The organism is Pseudomonas sp. BS3782 TE3695, from assembly GCF_050435305.1.
Lineage (GTDB): Bacteria > Pseudomonadota > Gammaproteobacteria > Pseudomonadales > Pseudomonadaceae > Aquipseudomonas.
Window position 1 is genome coordinate 2,803,089 of record NZ_JBNDKB010000001.1, and the last position, 19,338, is coordinate 2,822,426.

Here is a 19,338-nt window from a genome sequence, read left to right on the forward strand (position 1 = left end):
TGACCCGACCAAATTTGACCGCGTCTTTCACAGATATCACCAGAGGTGCGTATGCACGATCCGTTTGAACAGTCTTTGCGTGACATGCTCAAAGCTTCGCCGTCCAGCCGTGACGACGATGCCTGCCTGGGCCGCGTGCTGAAAACCGCCAACCGCCAGGTCGGTGCCGGCGATCTGTTCAGCCTGCTGGGCCGCTGGTTGCCCGCGCTGATGATCGCCCTGAATAACGGATCGGCCCATATCTCGCCGGTTTCCCGTCTCCGTAAACCTACCGTTCGCACTGCTGATAAGGCTGATTGAATATGGAACTTGATCTCTGGACTCAGAGCCTCGTCACTGCAATGACTGCGTTATGGACCAAGGTTGCAAACTTCATTCCGAACCTGTTTGGCGCACTCGTTGTGCTGCTGCTGGGTTTTGTCGTGGCCAAATTGTTGGACACGCTGCTCTCCAAATTGCTCGCCAAACTGGGCCTCGATCGCCTGATGGGCGGCACCGGGCTGACCAAATTGCTGTCCCGGGCAGGCCTTCAGGTGCCTATCTCGACGTTGATCGGCAAAATTGTGTATTGGTTCGTTCTGCTGATTTTTCTGGTTTCGGCCGCAGAATCTCTTGGACTTGAGCGAGTTTCAGCTACGCTGGACATGTTGGCGCTGTATTTGCCGAAAGTATTCGGCGCTGCGCTGGTACTGCTGGTGGGTGTCTTGCTGGCGCAGCTGGCCAATGGGCTGGTGCGTGGCGCCGCAGAAGGCGTAGGGCTTGATTACGCCGCGGGCCTGGGTCGAATTGCCCAGGGCCTGGTGATCATCATCAGTATTTCGGTTGCGATCAGCCAGTTGGAGGTCAAGACTGACCTGCTCAACCACGTGATCGTGATCGTCTTGATTACCGTTGGTCTGGCGGTTGCGCTGGCCATGGGCTTGGGAAGCCGGGAAATTGCCGGTCAGATTCTTGCAGGAATCTATGTGCGTGAGTTGTATCAGGTTGGGCAACAAGTGCGTGTTGGCGAGGTCGAAGGTCAGATCGAAGAGATCGGCACGGTTAAAACCACCGTGCTGACCGACGAGGGTGAGCTAGTCTCTCTCTCGAATCGGATTCTCTTGGAGCAGCATGTGAGTAGCCGCTAACCCGGCAAATCCTGCTAATGTATGCCGCCGCAAAATGTCCTGAAGGACTGCGGCGGACATTGACCTGACTGTCGGCCAGACTTGTTTTGAATAAAGCTCAATCGCTCTCCACGCGCTACGACCCCCGCGAGCTCTCTGATGAGGAGTTGGTCGCGCGCTCGCATACCGAGCTGTTTCACGTAACGCGCGCTTATGAAGAACTGATGCGGCGTTACCAGCGAACATTATTTAACGTTTGTGCACGGTATCTTGGGAACGATCGTGATGCAGACGATGTCTGTCAGGAAGTGATGTTGAAGGTGCTCTACGGCCTGAAGAACTTCGAGGGGAAATCGAAGTTCAAGACATGGCTATATAGCATCACGTACAACGAGTGCATCACGCAGTATCGGAAAGAACGGCGAAAGCGTCGCTTGATGGACGCTTTGAGTCTGGACCCCCTCGAGGAAGCATCTGAAGAAAAGATGCCGAAACCTGAGGAAAAGGGCGGACTTGATCGCTGGTTGGTGTATGTGAATCCGATCGACCGTGAAATTCTGGTGCTACGATTTGTCGCAGAGCTGGAATTTCAGGAGATCGCAGACATAATGCACATGGGTTTGAGTGCGACAAAAATGCGTTACAAACGCGCTCTAGATAAATTGCGTGAGAAATTTGCAGGCATTGCTGAAACTTAGTTCGGCGCAAATATCTCTTACGTGTAGGCAAGTTCTGATAGACTTGCCGCCGAGTTGTCCCCCGGTTTGCGGGACTGCTTCACAATCACCAGATGGGGATTTAACGGATGAAACTGAAAAACACCTTGGGCTTGGCCATTGGTTCTCTTATTGCTGCCACTTCGTTCGGCGCTCTGGCACAAGGCCAAGGCGCAGTTGAAATCGAAGGCTTCGCTAAGAAAGAAATGTTCGATAGCGCTCGTGACTTCAAGAACAACGGCAACCTGTTCGGCGGTTCGATCGGTTACTTCCTGACCGACGACGTTGAACTGCGTCTGGCCTACGACGAAGTGCACAACGCACGTGCTGAAGATGGCCGTAACATCAAGGGCTCCAACACCGCTCTGGATGCTCTGTACCACTTCAACAACCCGGGCGACATGCTGCGTCCGTACGTATCGGCTGGCTTCTCCGACCAAAGCATTGGTCAGAACGGCAAAAGCGGTCGTAACGGTTCCACCTTCGCCAACGTCGGCGGCGGTGCCAAGCTGTACTTCACCGACAACTTCTACGCCCGTGCTGGCGTTGAAGCTCAGTACAACATCGACCAGGGCGACACCGAGTGGGCTCCTAGCGTCGGTATCGGTGTGAACTTCGGTGGCGGCTCCAAGCCTGCTGCTGCTCCAGTTCCAGCACCAGCTGAAGTTTGCGCTGACAGCGACAACGACGGCGTTTGCGACAACGTTGACAAGTGCCCGGACACCCCAGCCAACGTAACTGTTGACGCTGATGGCTGCCCAGCAGTTGCTGAAGTTGTTCGTGTTGAGCTGGACGTGAAGTTCGACTTCGACAAGTCGGTAGTCAAGCCTAACAGCTACAGCGACATCAAGAACCTGGCTGACTTCATGAAGCAGTACCCATCCACCACCACTACTGTTGAAGGTCACACTGACTCCGTCGGTCCTGACGCTTACAACCAGAAACTGTCCGAGCGTCGTGCAAACGCCGTTAAGAACGTTCTGACCAACCAGTACGGTGTTGAATCGTCCCGCGTTCAGTCTGTTGGCTACGGCGAATCCCGCCCAGTTGCTGACAACAAAACTGACGCTGGTCGCGCTGTAAACCGTCGCGTAGAAGCGCAGGTTGAAGCTAGCGCTAAGTAATTAGCTCGCAGCTCTGGAAAAGCCCGGCTTAGGCCGGGCTTTTCTTTGTCTGCGATTTGGGTTTCAGCGAGATTTTGGCGGTGTTCCGAAAAGATCGCAGCCTGCGGCAGCTCCTACGTGGGTTCGGCGTTCACCCCTGTAGGCGCTGCCGAAGGCTGCGATCCTTTGCCATTTCTTCACAGGCCGCCACGGCACCGATCACCAGAATCGCCGGGCTTTTAAGTTGGAAGTCACAGGCATCGTCTTCCATGGCTGCCAAGTCGCTCCGACATTCCCGTTGGTGCGGCAGGGACGCATTTTCGATCATCGCCACGGGTGTATCAGCTTCCATTCCGCCGGCCAGCAGTTGTTCACGAATTTCACTGAGTTTCGCCACGCCCATATAGATCACTAGCGTGGTGCCCCCTTGCGCCAGGGCCTGCCAGTTCAGACTGCTGTCATCCTGGGTGTGGGCGGTGACCAATGTCACGCCACGCGCGACACCCCTCAGCGTCAATGGAATATCGCATTGGGTCGCACCGGCAAGGCCAGCGGTAATGCCATTAACCAACTCAACCTCGACGCCACGCTCACGCAGCCACTGCGCTTCTTCACCGCCGCGCCCGAAAATGCACGGATCACCGCCCTTGAGCCGCACCACGCATTTGCCGTGGCGGGTATAACGCAACATCAGGCGATGAATGAAGGCTTGAGGCGTGGAGCGACAGCCACCGCGCTTACCCACAGGAATGATTCGTGCGTTCGGGCAATGCTCCAGCACCGCGTCATTGACCAGATCGTCGATCAGCACCACGTCCGCTTCGCGCAACGCTCGAACCGCCTTGAGGGTCAGCAATTCAGGGTCGCCAGGACCCGCACCCACCAGCCAGACTTTTGCGCTCATAGTGTTTTCCTCACGAGATGACGGCGACTGGCTGCGCGGTGGCGGCCAGCAAGCGCTTGATTTCCGGGACGCAGGAGCCGCATTGCGTGCCACAACCCAGTTCTTGTTTCAAACCCTGCAAATCCAGGCCACGGCCAATGCCGGCACACACCGCGTTCTGGCTGACGTTCATGCAGTTACACAGGGTTTTGGTGCCCGATGCCGGACCGCCAGCGCTGCCCGGTGGCGCACTCAAAGGCGCCAGCAACCAACGGCGTAGCTGTTCGTCAGCGCGACCTTCGAGCCATAGACTTTGCAGCCAGTGCTGAGCAAGGGTTTCACCGGCCAGGCGAATCGCGGTGATCCGACCGTTCTCGATCCGTACCCGTTTGCCGATCGAGCGCCGAGGATCGTCGTAGGCCAATACCGGGCCATCGTTGAGCCCCAGGCATTGATCGATATCACGCAACAGCTGCGGCTCTGGCGCGATGGCGCTGGCGGCGCGTATCAGCAGTGCAGGGCGTTCACGGCCGGTCAGGCTGAGGCTTGCGTAGGAAAACGCCTCGCAGAGCGGTCGTAGGGTCTCCAAATGCTGTTGAACATCGCCCTCTATCAGGGCGAAAAGCTGCCAAGGCAATTGCACGGGCTCGAGTCGCACACCGCTGTGTTTGAGTTCCGGTTGTTTCGACAACGGGTCGAAGGCGGGAAGGGTGAGGGTATTCACGCCGCCCTTGAGAAAGCGGTCGCCCCAGTGCATCGGCAGGAATGCCTGGCCCGGACGTACGCTGTCATCGCTGCTGACCGGCACGATCACCGAGCCCCGGCGACTTTTCAGATTGATCAGGTCGCCAGGTTGCAGGCGATGCCGACGCAGTTCATCCGGGTGCAGGCTCAACACGGCTTCGCTGACATGGCCGAATAGCTGCGCGGCGGTGCCGGTGCGGCTCATGCCGTGCCATTGATCGCGCAGGCGGCCGGTGATCAGGGTCAGCGGGAAGCGCGCATCGCGTTGCTCCTTGGCGGCGCGATACGGGTCGGTCACGAACTGAGCACGCCCGCTGGCGGTCGGGAAAACTCCGTCCAGATACAGCCGCGCCGTGCCTTCGCGAGCACCGGCGGGGAAGGGCCATTGCTGCGGACCGAGCTGATCGATCAGCGCATGGCTGATTCCGGACAGATCGAGATCGCGGCCGCGCGTCAGGTGTTTGTATTCGTCGAAGACCTGTGCCGGGGTTTCAAAGGCAAACAGGCTGGTTGCTCCAGGGCGCAGATGTTTTTCCAGGCGCTGTGCGAAATCAACGGTGATCGCCCAGTCGGAGCGTGCTTCGCCGGGTGCGCCGATGGCCTGACGGACGTGGGAAATGCGCCGTTCGGAGTTGGTGACCGTGCCGTCCTTTTCACCCCAACTGGCGGCGGGCAACAGCAAGTCGGCGAACGCGGCAGTTTCGGTGGTGCGAAAGGCTTCCTGCAATACCACGAACGGGCACGCTTGCAGTGCCTCGCGCACAGCAGTCTGGTCCGGCAGCGACTGTGCAGGGTTGGTGCAGGCAATCCACAGGGCTTTGATTTTGCCACTGCGCATCTGCTCGAACAGTTCGATGGCCGTCAGGCCGGTGTTCGCGGGCAATTGATCAACGCCCCAGTAATCGGCTACTTGCGCGCGGTGTTCGGCATTGGCTGCTTCGCGATGGCCTGGCAACAGGTTCGACAAACTGCCGGTTTCCCGGCCGCCCATGGCATTCGGCTGACCGGTCAGCGAGAAAGGTCCTGCACCGGGCCGGCTTATTTGTCCGGTGGCCAGGTGCAGATTGATCAGCGCACTGTTCTTCGCGCTGCCGGCGGTGGACTGATTCAAACCCATGCACCACAGCGATAGAAAGCTCGGTGCAGTGCCGACCCATTGCGCGCATTGCTGCAATTGTTCGACGCTGATGCCGCACAGTTGCGACACCATTGTCGGGGTGTAATCGCGTACCAGACTTTTCAGTTCGGCCAGGCCTTCGGTGTGGGCCTTGATGAAGTCGCGGTCGACCCAGTCTTCCCACAACAACAGGTGCAAAATCCCATGAAACAGGGCGACATCGGTGCCGGGCAGAATCGCCAAATGCATGTCGGCCAAATCGCAAGTGTCGGTGCGCCGTGGGTCGATGACGATGACTTTCATCTGTGGACGGCGGGATTTTGCTTCTTCCAGGCGACGAAACAGCACCGGGTGGGCGTAGGCCATGTTGCTGCCGACGATCATCACGCAGTCGCTCAGTTCCAGGTCTTCGTAGTTGCAGGGCGGGGCGTCGGCGCCGAGGCTGCGCTTGTAGCCGACCACGGCTGAAGACATGCATAGCCGTGAATTACTGTCGATGTTGTTGGTGCCCACCAGCGCTCGCGCCAGTTTGTTGAAGGCGTAGTAGTCCTCGGTCAGCAGCTGCCCGGAGATATAGAATGCAACGCTGTCCGGGCCGTGCTCGGCGATGGTTTCGGCGAAGACGTTGGCGGCGTGATCGAGGGCAGTGTCCCAATCGGTGCGGCTGCGGGCCAGGCCTTTGCCCAGGCGCAGTTCCGGGTACAACGCCCGTGCCGCCAAGTCGCCGGTCAGGTGCAGGGTCGAACCTTTACTGCACAATTTGCCGAAGTTGGCGGGGTGCGCCGGATCGCCGCTAACGCCGAGAATGCGCTCGCCGTCATGCTCGATCAGTACGCCGCAGCCGACCCCGCAGTAGCAGCAGGTGGAGGCGGTGATTTGACGGTTCATCAGCTTGCTTCCCGTAGAGCCAGCAGCACCCGGCCGTTCTCGACCCGTGCCGAATGATGGTGGGCGCAGCCGATATCCGGGGCTAGGGCCTCGCCGGTTTCCAGATCGATCTGCCAGTTGTGCAGCGGGCAGGCCACTCGTTTGCCGTAGATCAAACCCTGGGACAACGGCCCGCCCTTGTGTGGACAACGATCGTCGAGGGCGAAAACCTCATCGTCGCTTGTACGAAAAATCGCGATGTCGCCTTTTGGTCCCGCGATGATCCGCGAGCCAAGGGTGTTGATTTCTTCCAGTGCGCAGATATCCAGCCAGTTCATGCCTGCACCTCCAGGTTCTTCACGGGAATGACCTCGAATTCTTTTTTCAGCAGCGGCTGTTCGAGGCGTTCCTTCCAAGGGTCCTGTTCGAACGACAGGGAGAATTGCAGGCGATCGTTCAATGCCTTGCGCCGCTGCGGGTCTTCCAGCACGGCTTTCTTGATGTGTTCCATGCCGACCCGTTGCAGGTAATGCACGGTGCGCTCGAGATAGAAGGCTTCTTCGCGGTACAGCTGCAGGAACGCGCCGTTGTATTCGCGAACTTCCTCGGCGGTTTTCAGTTTGACGAAGAACTCCGCGACTTCGGTTTTGATCCCCCCGTTGCCGCCGATGTACATCTCCCAGCCAGAATCGACGCCGATAATTCCGACGTCCTTGATCCCCGCTTCCGAGCAGTTACGTGGGCAACCGGAGACGGCCAGTTTCACTTTGTGCGGCGACCACATGTTGAACAGGTCGTGCTCAAGCTCGATGCCCAGTTGCGTGGAATTCTGGGTGCCGAAGCGGCAGAACTCGCTGCCGACGCAGGTTTTTACCGTGCGGATGGATTTGCCGTAGGCGTGGCCGGATGGCATGTCCAGGTCTTTCCAGACGCCCGGCAGGTCCTGCTTTTTGATCCCCAGCAAGTCGATACGCTGGCCGCCGGTGACCTTGACCATCGGCACGTTGTATTTGTCGGCCACGTCGGCAATGCGCCGCAGCTCTGAAGGATTGGTCACACCGCCCCACATCCGCGGGACTACAGAGTAAGTGCCGTCTTTCTGAATGTTGGCGTGGGCGCGTTCGTTGATCAGGCGCGATTGTGGATCGTCCTTGGCTTCGCCCGGCCAAGTGGAAATCAAGTAGTAGTTGAGCGCCGGACGGCACGTGGCGCAACCGTTCGGAGTGCGCCAGTTCAGGTAGCTCATGGTGCCGGCGATGGTCAGCAGGTGCTGGTCGCGGATGGCCTGGCGGATTTGCCCGTGATTGAGGTCGCTGCAACCGCAAATGGCTTTCTCGCTTTTTGGTTTGACGTCTGCCGCGCCGCCCACGGTGTTGATCAGGATCTGCTCGACGAGGCCGGCGCAAGAGCCGCAGGAACTGGCAGCCTTGGTGTGTTTTTTCACGTCGTCGACGCTGAACAGCCCGTGTTCCTGAATGGCCTTGACGATGGTGCCTTTGCACACGCCGTTGCAGCCGCAGACTTCGGCGGTGTCGGCCATGCTCATGGCTTTGTCCTGGCCCTGATGTCCTACGTCGCCCAAGGCGTTTTCGCCGAACATCAGGTGATCGCGGATCTCGCCGATGGCGTGGTTCTCACGGATCTGCCGGAAATACCAACCGCCATCTGCCGTATCGCCGTACAGACAGGCGCCGACCAGCACGTCATCCTTGATCACCAGTTTTTTGTAAACCCCGCCGATAGGATCGGAGAGGGTGATGGTCTCGGTGCCTTCGCCGCCCATGAAGTCGCCGGCGGAAAACAGGTCGATGCCGGTGACTTTCAATTTGGTCGACGTCACCGAACCCTTGTAGGTGGCGAAACCCAGTTGAGCGAGGTGGTTGGCGCAAACCTTGGCCTGTTCGAACAGCGGCGCGACCAGGCCGTAGGCGATGCCACGGTGGCTGGCGCATTCGCCGATGGCGTAGACCCGAGGGTCGTAGGTTTGCATCGTATCGTTGACCAGAATCCCGCGATTGCACGGGATGCCGGATTTTTCCGCGAGTTCGGTGTTGGGACGAATACCAGCGGCCATCACCACCAGGTCGGCCGGGATGATGTCGCCGTTCTTGAACTCAACCGAGCCGACCCGGCCATTGCCGGCGTCGTGCAGGGCCTGGGTCTGTTCGCACAGGCGGAAATGCAGGCCACGGGCTTCCAGAGCGGTTTGCAGAAGTTGGCCGCTGGTTTTGTCCAGTTGCCGTTCCAGCAGCCATTCGCCGATGTGCACCACGGTGACGTGCATGCCGCGCAGCATCAGGCCGTTGGCGGCTTCAAGGCCCAGCAAGCCGCCGCCGATGACCACGGCATGCTTGTGGGTCTTGGCGGTGTCGATCATTGCCTGGGTGTCGGCAATGTCGCGGTAGCCGATCACGCCCTGCAAGGTGTTGCCGGGGATCGGCAGGATGAACGGCGTCGAACCAGTGGCAATCAGCAGGCGGTCGTATTCGGCTTCGGTGCCGTCTTCGGCGATGACCCGACGTTTGACCCGGTCGATCTCTACCACTTTACGGTTGAGCAGCAGCTTGATGTTGTTTTCCAGGTACCAGTCCAGATCGTTGAGCACGATCTCTTCGAACGTCTGTTCGCCAGCCAATACGGGCGACAGCAGGATGCGGTTGTAGTTGGTATGGGGTTCGGCGCCGAAGACCGTGATGTCGTACAGCTCATTACTCAGCTTGAGCAGTTCTTCCAGGGTACGAACCCCGGCCATGCCGTTGCCGATCATCACCAGTTTTAGTTTTTTCATCAGGTTCTCCGGGGAGCTCGGGCCTGCCTCATCAGGGCATTCAGGCCGTGCTCGACAAAATTTTGCGCAAACAAAAAAAGGCGTCCCGCTAGTTAACTAGCGAGGACGCCTTTGTCCTTGTCCCGTTCTCTCGGGCAGCGCAGCCTTCTACGTTGAAGGTTGGGCTTTATGTATGTTGGGAAAGGTAATGCAGTGGTTGTGCCAAGTCGCACAAATACGGAATTTATGGGCTCTCGGCGCGGTAAAAGGTGTTTGCGTGCACCGGTTCAATGCGCGATGCCCGGTTTTGAAGCAGAAAAAGATCAAAAGATCGCAGGCTTCGCCAGCTCCTACAGGAGATCGTGGGCACCCGTAGAAGCTGCCGAAGGCTGCGATCTTTTGATCTTTAACCATGAAACAGCAAAAACAGCAGCACCAGATTCACCAGCAATGACACCAGCGCCAACGTCCGCCAGACTTTCAGCGGTTCGCGTTCCAGCAATGGTCTGGGGCGCACGCTCAAACTGCGGCGTTCCCCCTGTTCCAATAGCAACAACCATTCTTCCGCTGTTTCAAAACGCTGATCCGGAGCCGCCGCCACCGCGCGCTCCAGACTTTGCGCGATCCACTCCGGCAGGTCGGGCCGGTAGCGACTGGCGCTGACAGGCACACCAAACCGTGGGCGCTGGAATGCTTCGATTTCACCGTAGGGATAATGCCCCGTCAGCAGGTAATACAAGGTCACGCCGACCGCATACAAATCCTGTTGTGGTGTAGGAGAGTCGCCTCGAAAAGCTTCCGGGGCGATATAGCTGGGCGTTCCGGGCAGGGCGCAAGCTTGATCTTCGGACAGCCCGGGACAGTAGGCGAGGCCGAAATCCAGCAGGCGCAGCTCACCGTCGTCCCCCAGCAGCAGGTTTTCCGGTTTGATATCGCGATGCAGAATCTGCCGTCGATGCAATATGCCGATGGCCCGCAGCAGGCGTTCGGCCAAGTCCAGCCATTGAGCCAATGGCAGCGTTGCGACCCGTTCATGCAGCTCAGCCAAGGTCGATCCGGAATATTCCCGCATCACGTAGTACAAATGCTGACGCTGACTGGCGGCATGGACTTCAGGAAAATGCCGCCCGGCCACACGCTTGAGAAACCATTCCTCCGACAACAACGCCTGCCCGGCCTGGTGATCGTCACGGAGCGCACCGGGCAAGGTTTTCAGCAGCCAGGGCTGTTGTTGTGCGTCGCGCACCCGGTAGAGCAGCGATTGCTGGCTCTGGCCGAGAATCCCTTCGACCTGCCAGCCTTCGAAAGCCTGGCCCGGTTTCAGCGCCGGCGGGAGTGGCCATTGCTGCAGATGAATCAGTGCATCGCCAATGCTGGTTTCACCGAGAGCATCGACCCGCACCAGCAGGGCGCTGGCATTGTCCTGGCTGCCGGCCAGATGCGCAGCGCTGACCAGGGTCTGCGCGGCACTGTTCAGATCGGGTTGATCGCGCAGAATCGCCGCAATGGCCGTGTCGCCCAGCACGGCCCAAATGCCGTCGCTGAGCAGCACGAAACTCTCGTTCAGGCGCAGTTCGCCATCGAGAAAGTCCAGCACCAAGTGTTGATCCAGCCCAAGGGCCCGTTTGAGCACATGCTGCATGCCCGGTTGGTCCCAAACGTGATCTTCGCTCACCCGTTGCAACGTGTCGGCGTGCCAGCGATAAACCCGGCAATCGCCCACATGCGCCAAGGTGAAACGCCGGCCGCGCATCACCAAGGCACTGACGGTAGTCAGCAGCGGTTGCCCGCCGCCGTTCGCCTGCAACCAGCGATTTTGCGCCAGTAGCAGACGATCCAGTGCCTGGGCGACACCCCAGGTTTCCGGGGTGGCGTAGTAGTCCAGCGCCAGGGCCTGCAAGGTCGAGCGGGCCGCGAGCCCGCCATCGGCACATTGGCTGACGCCGTCGGCGATGGCGAACAGGTAACCCTTGCTCGCCGCCAGCGCCGGGGCCGGAGTGACCAGGCGCAGAGCGTCCTGGTTCTCCTCACGGGGGCCGATGGCGCTGTGTTCGGCAAAACTCAATTGCAGGCTCATTCAGTCCTCATACCCGTGCAGCGGTGACGGCTGCCGAACCCCACGTGGTTCTCCAGCGACGTTTCACACCGTGCAGACCGAACCAGGCAAGCACGCCGAGGCTGGCGAACAACCACAAGGCCAGTTGATAGCTGCCGGTGCTTTGCTTGATCGCGCCCATCCCGGCTGCCAGTGCGAAGCCGCCAATGCCGCCGGCCATGCCGATCAACCCGGTCATCACACCGATCTCCCGGCGAAAACGCTGCGGGACCAACTGGAATACGGCACCGTTGCCTGCCCCCAAACCGAGCATGGTGCAGACGAAAAGCGCCAGCGCAGCGTAGGAACTTGGCAGATTGAAACCTACCGTCGCAATGCAGATCGCCGCCACGGTGTACATCGCAAGCAAGGTGCGAATCCCGCCGAAGCGATCCGCCAGTGCGCCACCCAACGGACGCATCAGGCTGCCACCGAACACACAAGCGGCAGTGTAGTAGCCGGCGGTCACCGGGCTCAGGCCGTATTGGTCATTGAAGTAGCCAGGCAGGGCGCTGGCCAGGCCGATGAAACCGCCGAAGGTCACGCTGTAGAAAAACATGAACCACCAGCTGTCGCGGTCACCCAGGGCCTTGAAGTAGTCGGCCATCGATTTGGCTTTCGGCCGCTCGGGAGCATTCTTGGCCAGCCAGGCGAAGACGATCAGGGTCAGGATCAGCGGGATCAGGGCGAAGCCGAACACGTTGCTCCAGCCAAATGCGGCGGCCAGCACCGGGGCGATCAAGGCTGCGAGTACAGTGCCCGAGTTGCCGGCACCGGCGATGCCCATGGCTTTGCCTTGGTGCTGGGGCGGATACCATTGCGAGGCCAATGGCAGGGCGACGGCGAATGACGCACCTGCCACGCCAAGGAACAGGCCTAGCAACAACGCTTGTTCGTAACTGTGGATGCCGACTTTCCAGGCGACGAACAGGGCGCAGATGACGATCACCTGGCCGATCATCCCGGCGATTTTTGGCGATAAACGATCAGCCAGCAGGCCCATCACAAAGCGCAATATGGCGCCGGCCAGAATCGGCGTGGCCACCACCAGCCCGCGCTGTTGCGTGGTCAGGTGCAAATCAGCGGCGATCTGCACCGCCAAAGGGCCGAGCAAGTACCAGACCATGAAGCTCAGATCGAAATAGAGGAAGGCTGCGAACAGTGTCGGGGTATGGCCGGATTTCCAGAAGCTTGAATTCATCGCGCACCTCAGCTGTCAGGCGTATCAAGAAGGAGTCATGAGCTTGCAGGTGGGCGCCGCTAAGGCCGCACCACCAGCCCCGGTCTCTGGGGCCAAAACGAAAAAACGCCGCTACCCGATCCGCCAGGGGGGCGAATGAGGTGAGCGACGTCTTTGTCGTAGGTGGGGCAACCGCCGTTGGTTACCTTGCAGGAATTACCTAGCGAGATCTGTGCCAACAAGGGAGACCTGAGTCGCGGCCATTCGCGAGCAAGCCCGCTCCCACATTTGATTTGTGTCGAACTTCAATGTTGTGAACGACGCAATTCCCCTGTGGGAGCGGGCTTGCTCGCGAAGGCGATCGATCATTCACCACAAGGCTTCAGCCAAGCAGTTCACTCATGGCAATAATCTGCTCCGCCACCTGGATCAGCTTCTGCTGGCGGCTCATGGCCTGGCGGCGCATCAGGGTGTAGGCCTCTTCTTCGTTGCAGTCCTTCATCTTCATCAGAAGCCCCTTGGCCAGCTCGATGCGCTTGCGCTCGGCCAGTTGCTGGTCGCGGGCGTGCAGTTGCGCGCGCAGGGCCTGGTCGCTTTCAAAGCGCGCCATGGCCACGTCGAGAATCGGCTGCAAGCGTTGTGCGTGAATGCCTTCGACGATGTAGGCACTGACGCCGGACTTGATCGCTCGGCGCATCACGTCGGGGTCGTGCTCGTCGGTGAACATCACAATCGGCCGTGGTTGGTCACGGGTCACCAGCACCACTTGCTCCATCACATCGCGGCTCGGTGACTCGGTATCGATCAAAATCACGTCCGGGCGCACCGTTTCGACGCGCGCGGGCAGGTCAATGGTCAGGCCGGACTCGTCGATGACCTCGAATCCGGCTTCGGTCAGAGCCGCCTTCAGACGCCCGACTTTTTTCGCAGTGTCATTGATCAGCAGGATACGCAACATATTCGCAGGCTCCTGTCAGCGGCTGGCGAGAAGGGGAGCGCTGTCGCTCATGGCGTGCAGCGTGAAGCTGCGGGCATAGCCGGCCGGGTCCGAGCCGTCCCAGACTTTGCCGTCGATCAATTGGCTGTTGCGCATTTTCTGACTCCGGGCAGGCACACCGACAGCAGTGGCGGCCTCACCGTATAAGTCTAGTTGCTGGACCTGACGGGCCACGCCGAGGTAATCCGGGTCGTCACGCAACAAACCCCAGCGCCGGAACTGGGTCATGAACCACATGCCGTCGGACAGATACGGAAAATTCACTTCGCCACCCCCATGGAAACGCATGGCGTGGGGGTCTTGCCAGCGATTACCCAGGCCGTCGGTGTAGTCACCGAGCAGGCGCGGTTCGATGCAATCGAGCGGTGCATCCAGATACTCGGGCGCACTCAACAGTTGCGCGGTGCTGCGCCGATTTTCGGGGCTGGCTTCGATGAATCGGCTGGCTTCGAGAATCGCCATCACCAGCGCCCGGGCGGTATTGGGGTATTGCTCGACGAAGGCACGGGTGCAGCCGAGGACTTTTTCCGGGTGATCGGGCCACAGGGTCTGGCTGGTGGCCATCGTAAACCCGAGATTCTGCTGCACCGCACTGGCCGCCCACGGCTCGCCGACACAGAAACCGTCGATGCGCCCGGCTTGCAGGTGCGCGACCATTTGCGGCGGCGGCACCACCACGCTGTCGACATCCTGCAACGGATGAATACCCTGACTCGCGAGCCAGTAATACAGCCACATGGCGTGGGTGCCCGTAGGAAATGTCTGGGCGAAGGTCAGTTTTGGGCGACTTTGGTGCACGTGACGATCGAGTGCTTCAGGACTGGTCACCCCCAAGGTCTGCAAGCCGTGGGAAAGGTTGATGCTCTGGCCGTTCTGGTTCAGGCCCATGAGCACGGCCATGTCGGTGGAAGCGATGCCGCCGATGCCCAAGTGCACGGCGTAAATCAACCCGTACAGGCTGTGGGCGGCATCGAGTTCGCCGCTGACCAGTTTGTCCCGCAGGTTGGCCCAGGACGACTGGCGCTTGAGGTTCAGGGTCAGACCGTAGGGTTGGGCGAAGCCCTGAGTGGCCGCGACCACCACTGACGCGCAGTCGCTCAGGGCCATGAAGCCGAGGTTGATGGCGGTTTTTTCCGGGGCATCGCTGCCATTGACCCAGGCCAGTGGGCCGGCTAATGGTTCATTCATCGCGTCTTCACCTTGCAAAAAAAGGCGTCGTTCCAGGTCCCTGCGCGAGCAAAGCCGGGTGACGACGCCATTGTCCTTCCACTCATCCCGCCGCTGGCATGAGTGCTGATGCTTGTGATGGTGCAAGGCATATGCCATCGCTGGCTGATTTTGTTGCGCGCCTCGCGTGAAGCCCTGATGCGCGGCTATAATCGCCGCCTCTCATCGCCAACCGAGTCAAGCCTGCCCATGTACACCCTGGCCCGTCAGCTGTTGTTCAAACTTTCCCCGGAAACCTCCCACGATCTGTCCCTGGACCTGATCGGCGCGGGCGGGCGTTTGGGCCTTAACGGTTTGCTGTGCAAGGCACCGGCGAAACTGCCAGTAACGGTCATGGGCCTGGAGTTCCCGAACCCGGTGGGTTTGGCGGCCGGTCTGGACAAAAACGGCGCAGCGATCGATGGGTTTGCCCAATTGGGTTTCGGTTTCGTCGAAATCGGCACCATCACGCCGCGACCGCAACCGGGTAATCCGAAACCACGGATTTTCCGCTTGCCGGATGCCGAGGCGATCATCAACCGCATGGGCTTCAATAACCTCGGCGTCGACTACTTGCTCGCTCGCGTGGCAGCGGCCAAGTACAAGGGCGTGCTGGGCATCAACATCGGCAAGAATTTCGATACGCCGGTTGAACGTGCGGTCGATGACTACCTGATCTGCCTGGACAAGGTTTATGCCCACGCCAGCTACGTAACTGTCAACGTCAGTTCACCGAACACCCCGGGCCTGCGCAGCCTGCAATTCGGTGATTCGCTCAAGCAATTGCTCGCCGACCTGGCTACCCGCCGGGCGGAACTGGCCCTGCGTCACGGCAAGCATGTTCCGTTGGCGATCAAGATCGCGCCGGACATGACTGATGAAGAAACCGTTCAAGTCGCTCAAGCGTTGATCGAAACCGGGATGGACGCGGTGATCGCCACCAACACCACCCTGAGCCGCGTTGGCGTCGAAGGCATGGAGCATGGTGACGAGGCGGGCGGGTTGTCCGGCGCACCGGTTCGCGAGAAGAGCACGCACACCGTTAAAGTGCTGGCGGCGGAACTGGCCGGTCGCCTGCCGATCATCGCCGTGGGCGGCATCACCGAAGGCAAGCACGCGGCTGAGAAAATCGCCGCGGGTGCGAGTTTGGTGCAGCTCTACTCTGGCTTCATCTATAAAGGCCCGGCGTTGATTCGTGAATCGGTGGATGCCATCGCCGCGCTGCGCTGAAGATTCATATGCGGCGATGAGGATTAACTGTGGCGAGGGAGCTTGCTCCCGCTGGGCTGCGAAGCGGCCCCCAAAACCAGTCAATCAGGTGTGTCAGGTAAAACACAGTTGCAGGGTTTACGACTGCTTCGCAGCCGAGCGGGAGCAAGCTCCCTCGCCACAAAAGCGACATCACCAACGCAATATTTACAGGCATAAAAAAGGGCTCCTCGAAGGAGCCCCTGGGCCGAAGCCCGCCGTCCGGATGGGACGTGCGTGGTTAAGTCGTTGCGTAATCAGATTGTCGTGTCGGAGTGTGTGCCCTGTATTAGCCGACGGCGTGAAGTTCGTTGAGTCTGTGGATTCCCGCAGTGCCGGTCATACCGTCCCAGTTGTCGCCGCGTCCTTCGCGCCAGCCATTGATCCAGGCTTGGCGTACCGACGGTAGAGTAAATGGGCAAAGCTCACGGGATTTACCACCAACGCCATATTGATATCCGCGCAAAAATGCTCTTTCCAACGGATCACGCTTAAGTCTTCTCATAGGGTATTGCCCTCACTTGTTGACTGTATTTATCGCGTCGACCTCAATCGAGGTCAGGCAGAAAAATTCCTGCCGTTGGCGGCTCGCTGCCGGCGTCGCGAGCCAAGGTGTTGACGCCGTTGCGACGTCAACCTGAGTTGAGTTCTAACCAATGCGTCACATCGAGGGAATGATCGTTTTGTCATAAGAACGTAACCATAAAGATGCTATGGCCATAAGTAACACGATATTTGTCCCGCGTTTACGGGCCAAACCCCGGTATGATCGGCCCTGCGCCAGAGGGTAGGGGTAAGCCTTTAACGAGAATGACACCCGTTGCACTTGGGGGGTTTTCGACGAAGGGTCGACTTATGACATTTTGTTGCATCAACTTTTATATCTGTCCTGGCATCTAAGCTCTTTTAACCCGAGCAGTCAGGGTGGGGACGGCACACCTTCGTGCCACGCGGGCGTTCTGTTAGAAAAACGCCTGATTGAAAACCGGATCGGCAATGCGTTGCCGGTTCACTTAGCCAAAGGCTCTGGAATTACCATGTCCGATCGTTTCGAACTCTTCCTCACTTGCCCCAAAGGCCTTGAAGGCCTGCTTATCGAGGAAGCCGTCGGGCTTGGCCTTGAGGAAGCACGTGAGCACACCTCGGCTGTGCGCGGCATGGCCACCATGGAAACCGCCTATCGCCTGTGCCTGTGGTCGCGTCTGGCGAACCGGGTGCTGCTGGTGCTCAAGCGCTTCCCGATGAAGGACGCCGAAGACCTCTACCACGGCGTGCTGGATATCGAGTGGCAAGACCACATGCTCAACGATGGCACCTTGGCTGTCGAATTCAGCGGTCACGGTTCTGGCATTGATAACACGCATTTCGGCGCCTTGAAGGTCAAGGACGCCATTGTCGACAAACTGCGCACCCCCCAGGGCGATCGTCCGTCTATCGACAAGCTCAACCCGGACCTGCGTATTCATCTGCGCCTGGACCGTGGCGAAGCGATTTTGTCCCTCGACCTGTCCGGTCACAGCCTGCACCAGCGTGGTTATCGCCTGCAGCAGGGCGCGGCGCCGCTGAAGGAAAACCTTGCGGCGGCAATTCTGATCCGTTCCGGCTGGCCTCGGATTGCCGCCGAGGGTGGTGCACTGGCTGACCCGATGTGCGGTGTCGGTACATTCCTGGTCGAAGCCGCGATGATCGCCGCCGACATGGCGCCGAACCTGCGTCGTGAGCAGTGGGGCTTCACCGCCTGGCTCGGTCACGTGCCGGCGCTGTGGAAAAAGCTCCACGAAGAAGCCACCGAACGCGCCGCGGCCGGTCTGGCCAAGCCACCGCTGTGGATTCGCGGTTACGAAGCCGACCCGCGTCTGATTCAACCGGGCCGCAATAACGTCGAACGTGCCGGCCTGAGCGAGTGGATCAAGATCTACCAGGGCGAAGTCGCGACGTTCGAGCCGCGCCCGGACCAGAACCAGAAAGGCCTGGTGATCTGCAACCCTCCCTACGGCGAGCGTCTGGGCGATGAGGCGAGCCTGCTCTACCTCTACCAGAACCTCGGCGAACGTCTGCGTCAGGCCTGCCTGAACTGGGAAGCGGCGGTGTTCACCGGCGCCCCGGACCTGGGCAAGCGCATGGGCATCCGCAGCCACAAACAGTATTCGTTCTGGAACGGCGCCCTGCCGTGCAAGTTGCTGCTGATCAAGGTCACGCCGGACCAGTTCGTCACAGGCGAGCGCCGCACCCCGGAACAGCGCCAGATCGAGCGCGAACAGGCCGAGTCCGATGCACCGTCGAACATCGAAGCGCCAGGCAAGTACGAGAAGTACAACAAGAACGGCAACCCGATCAAACCGGCCCCGGTGGTGATCGAGCAACCGCGCTTGAGCGAAGGCGGGCAGATGTTCGCCAACCGTCTGCAAAAAAACCTCAAGGCCCTCGGTAAGTGGGTCAAGCGTGAAGGCATCGACTGCTACCGCGTCTACGATGCCGACATGCCGGAATATTCCATGGCCATCGACCTGTATCACGACTGGGTCCACGTTCAGGAATACGCCGCACCGAAATCCATCGATCCGGAAAAAGCCTCGGCGCGGATGTTCGATGCCCTGGCGGCGATCCCGCAGGCGCTGAACATCGACAAGAACCGCGTGGTGGTCAAACGTCGCGAGCGTCAGAGTGGCACCAAGCAATACGAACGCCAGAGCGCACAGGGCAAGTTCAATGAGGTCAACGAAGGCGGCGTGAAGCTGCTGGTGAACCTCACCGACTACCTGGACACCGGCCTGTTCCTCGACCACCGGCCGATGCGCATGCGAATTCAGAAAGAGGCGGCCGGCAAGCGCTTCCTCAACCTGTATTGCTACACCGCGACCGCCAGCGTTCATGCAGCCAAGGGCGGTGCGCGCAGCACCACCAGCGTCGACTTGTCGAAAACTTATCTGGACTGGGCGCGGCGCAATTTGTCGCTGAACGGTTTCTCCGACAAGAACCGTCTGGAGCAGGGCGATGTGATGGCCTGGCTCGATGCCTGCCGTGACGAGTACGACTTGATCTTCATCGACCCGCCGACCTTCTCCAACTCCAAGCGCATGGAAGGGATTTTCGACGTGCAGCGTGATCAGGTGCAGTTGATCGACCTGGCGATGGCACGTCTGGCGCCGGGCGGGGTGTTGTACTTCTCCAACAACTTCCGCAAGTTCACGCTTGAGGAAAACCTCACCGAGCGCTATGCCGTTGAAGAAATCACCGCCCAGACCATCGATCCGGATTTCGCCCGTAATGGCAAGATCCACCGTGCGTGGAAGATCACTGCTCGCTGAT

General features: G+C 59.6%; 15 protein-coding genes. 6 read left to right on the top strand and 9 right to left on the bottom strand.

All coding sequences use genetic code 11. The features are described from left to right. Positions 1-51: 51 nt before the first annotated feature. From ABH909_RS12945 to ABH909_RS12960, 4 genes are all read left to right on the top strand, one after another. Positions 52-300, top strand: coding sequence for a CrfX protein (locus ABH909_RS12945; RefSeq protein WP_095634290.1), 249 nt, complete (start codon positions 52-54; stop codon positions 298-300). Positions 301-302: 2 nt separating this feature from the next. Continuing rightward, positions 303-1,127: a mechanosensitive ion channel family protein gene (locus tag ABH909_RS12950; protein WP_007902078.1), complete on the top strand. Its 825-nt coding sequence runs from the start codon at positions 303-305 to the stop codon at positions 1,125-1,127. Between the two features lie 86 nt (positions 1,128-1,213). Next, complete coding sequence (gene sigX / locus ABH909_RS12955) at positions 1,214-1,804, top strand: RNA polymerase sigma factor SigX (protein WP_032830573.1); 591 nt, start codon at positions 1,214-1,216, stop codon at positions 1,802-1,804. A 107-nt stretch (positions 1,805-1,911) separates the two neighbouring features. After that, positions 1,912-2,946, top strand: a complete 1,035-nt coding sequence (locus ABH909_RS12960; protein ID WP_095634289.1) for an OmpA family protein — start codon at positions 1,912-1,914, stop codon at positions 2,944-2,946. A 130-nt stretch (positions 2,947-3,076) separates the two neighbouring features. Here ABH909_RS12960 and cobA read toward each other — a convergent pair whose 3' ends face one another. From cobA to ABH909_RS13000, 8 genes are all read right to left on the bottom strand, one after another. Then, on the bottom strand, positions 3,077-3,829 hold the full coding sequence (gene cobA / locus ABH909_RS12965) for a uroporphyrinogen-III C-methyltransferase (protein WP_429433577.1): 753 nt from the start codon (positions 3,827-3,829) through the stop codon (positions 3,077-3,079). A gap of 10 nt (positions 3,830-3,839) precedes the next feature. Beyond that, the gene (locus ABH909_RS12970; protein WP_429433579.1) at positions 3,840-6,557 is read right to left on the bottom strand and encodes a molybdopterin-dependent oxidoreductase; all 2,718 of its coding nucleotides are present in this window, start codon (positions 6,555-6,557) and stop codon (positions 3,840-3,842) included. Further along, positions 6,557-6,874 (bottom strand): nitrite reductase small subunit NirD, encoded by a 318-nt coding sequence (gene nirD / locus ABH909_RS12975; protein ID WP_095634286.1) that lies wholly within the window; start codon positions 6,872-6,874, stop codon positions 6,557-6,559. The genes ABH909_RS12970 and nirD overlap by 1 nt, the downstream gene beginning before the upstream one ends. Next, positions 6,871-9,324: a nitrite reductase large subunit NirB gene (gene nirB, locus ABH909_RS12980; RefSeq protein ID WP_429433581.1), complete on the bottom strand. Its 2,454-nt coding sequence runs from the start codon at positions 9,322-9,324 to the stop codon at positions 6,871-6,873. The genes nirD and nirB overlap by 4 nt, the downstream gene beginning before the upstream one ends. 385 nt (positions 9,325-9,709) lie before the next feature. Then, positions 9,710-11,380: a protein kinase domain-containing protein gene (locus ABH909_RS12985; RefSeq protein ID WP_429433583.1), complete on the bottom strand. Its 1,671-nt coding sequence runs from the start codon at positions 11,378-11,380 to the stop codon at positions 9,710-9,712. A 7-nt stretch (positions 11,381-11,387) separates the two neighbouring features. Next, a complete protein-coding gene (locus ABH909_RS12990) occupies positions 11,388-12,599 on the bottom strand; it encodes a nitrate/nitrite transporter (RefSeq protein ID WP_429433586.1) in 1,212 nt (403 codons plus the stop codon). A 361-nt stretch (positions 12,600-12,960) separates the two neighbouring features. Further along, positions 12,961-13,536 (bottom strand): ANTAR domain-containing response regulator, encoded by a 576-nt coding sequence (locus ABH909_RS12995; protein WP_008006986.1) that lies wholly within the window; start codon positions 13,534-13,536, stop codon positions 12,961-12,963. Between the two features lie 15 nt (positions 13,537-13,551). Next, on the bottom strand, positions 13,552-14,763 hold the full coding sequence (locus ABH909_RS13000) for a CmpA/NrtA family ABC transporter substrate-binding protein (protein ID WP_429433588.1): 1,212 nt from the start codon (positions 14,761-14,763) through the stop codon (positions 13,552-13,554). Positions 14,764-14,991: 228 nt separating this feature from the next. Here ABH909_RS13000 and ABH909_RS13005 point away from each other — a divergent pair, with 228 nt between their 5' ends. Beyond that, positions 14,992-16,011, top strand: a complete 1,020-nt coding sequence (locus ABH909_RS13005; protein ID WP_095634281.1) for a quinone-dependent dihydroorotate dehydrogenase — start codon at positions 14,992-14,994, stop codon at positions 16,009-16,011. A gap of 307 nt (positions 16,012-16,318) precedes the next feature. On the opposite strand, the gene rmf is transcribed toward ABH909_RS13005, so the two are convergent. Beyond that, a complete protein-coding gene (rmf, locus tag ABH909_RS13010) occupies positions 16,319-16,534 on the bottom strand; it encodes a ribosome modulation factor (RefSeq protein WP_003223300.1) in 216 nt (71 codons plus the stop codon). A 532-nt stretch (positions 16,535-17,066) separates the two neighbouring features. Between rmf and rlmKL the strand changes: the two genes are divergently transcribed. Continuing rightward, entirely contained in the window at positions 17,067-19,337 is a 2,271-nt protein-coding gene (rlmKL, locus tag ABH909_RS13015; protein ID WP_429433591.1) for a bifunctional 23S rRNA (guanine(2069)-N(7))-methyltransferase RlmK/23S rRNA (guanine(2445)-N(2))-methyltransferase RlmL, read from the top strand. The last annotated feature ends 1 nt before the right edge of the window (position 19,338 follow it).

Coding starts and splice junctions, on each gene's coding strand:
- cobA (WP_429433577.1), bottom strand. CDS start 3,829: ATGAGCGCAAAAGTCTGGCTGGTGGGTGCGGGTCCTGGCGACCCTGAA.
- ABH909_RS12995 (WP_008006986.1), bottom strand. CDS start 13,536: ATGTTGCGTATCCTGCTGATCAATGACACTGCGAAAAAAGTCGGGCGT.
- ABH909_RS12950 (WP_007902078.1), top strand. CDS start 303: ATGGAACTTGATCTCTGGACTCAGAGCCTCGTCACTGCAATGACTGCG.
- nirD (WP_095634286.1), bottom strand. CDS start 6,874: ATGAACTGGCTGGATATCTGCGCACTGGAAGAAATCAACACCCTTGGC.
- nirB (WP_429433581.1), bottom strand. CDS start 9,324: ATGAAAAAACTAAAACTGGTGATGATCGGCAACGGCATGGCCGGGGTT.
- rlmKL (WP_429433591.1), top strand. CDS start 17,067: ATGTCCGATCGTTTCGAACTCTTCCTCACTTGCCCCAAAGGCCTTGAA.
- ABH909_RS12985 (WP_429433583.1), bottom strand. CDS start 11,380: ATGAGCCTGCAATTGAGTTTTGCCGAACACAGCGCCATCGGCCCCCGT.
- ABH909_RS13000 (WP_429433588.1), bottom strand. CDS start 14,763: ATGAATGAACCATTAGCCGGCCCACTGGCCTGGGTCAATGGCAGCGAT.
- ABH909_RS12960 (WP_095634289.1), top strand. CDS start 1,912: ATGAAACTGAAAAACACCTTGGGCTTGGCCATTGGTTCTCTTATTGCT.
- ABH909_RS12945 (WP_095634290.1), top strand. CDS start 52: ATGCACGATCCGTTTGAACAGTCTTTGCGTGACATGCTCAAAGCTTCG.
- ABH909_RS12970 (WP_429433579.1), bottom strand. CDS start 6,557: ATGAACCGTCAAATCACCGCCTCCACCTGCTGCTACTGCGGGGTCGGC.
- ABH909_RS12990 (WP_429433586.1), bottom strand. CDS start 12,599: ATGAATTCAAGCTTCTGGAAATCCGGCCATACCCCGACACTGTTCGCA.
- rmf (WP_003223300.1), bottom strand. CDS start 16,534: ATGAGAAGACTTAAGCGTGATCCGTTGGAAAGAGCATTTTTGCGCGGA.
- ABH909_RS13005 (WP_095634281.1), top strand. CDS start 14,992: ATGTACACCCTGGCCCGTCAGCTGTTGTTCAAACTTTCCCCGGAAACC.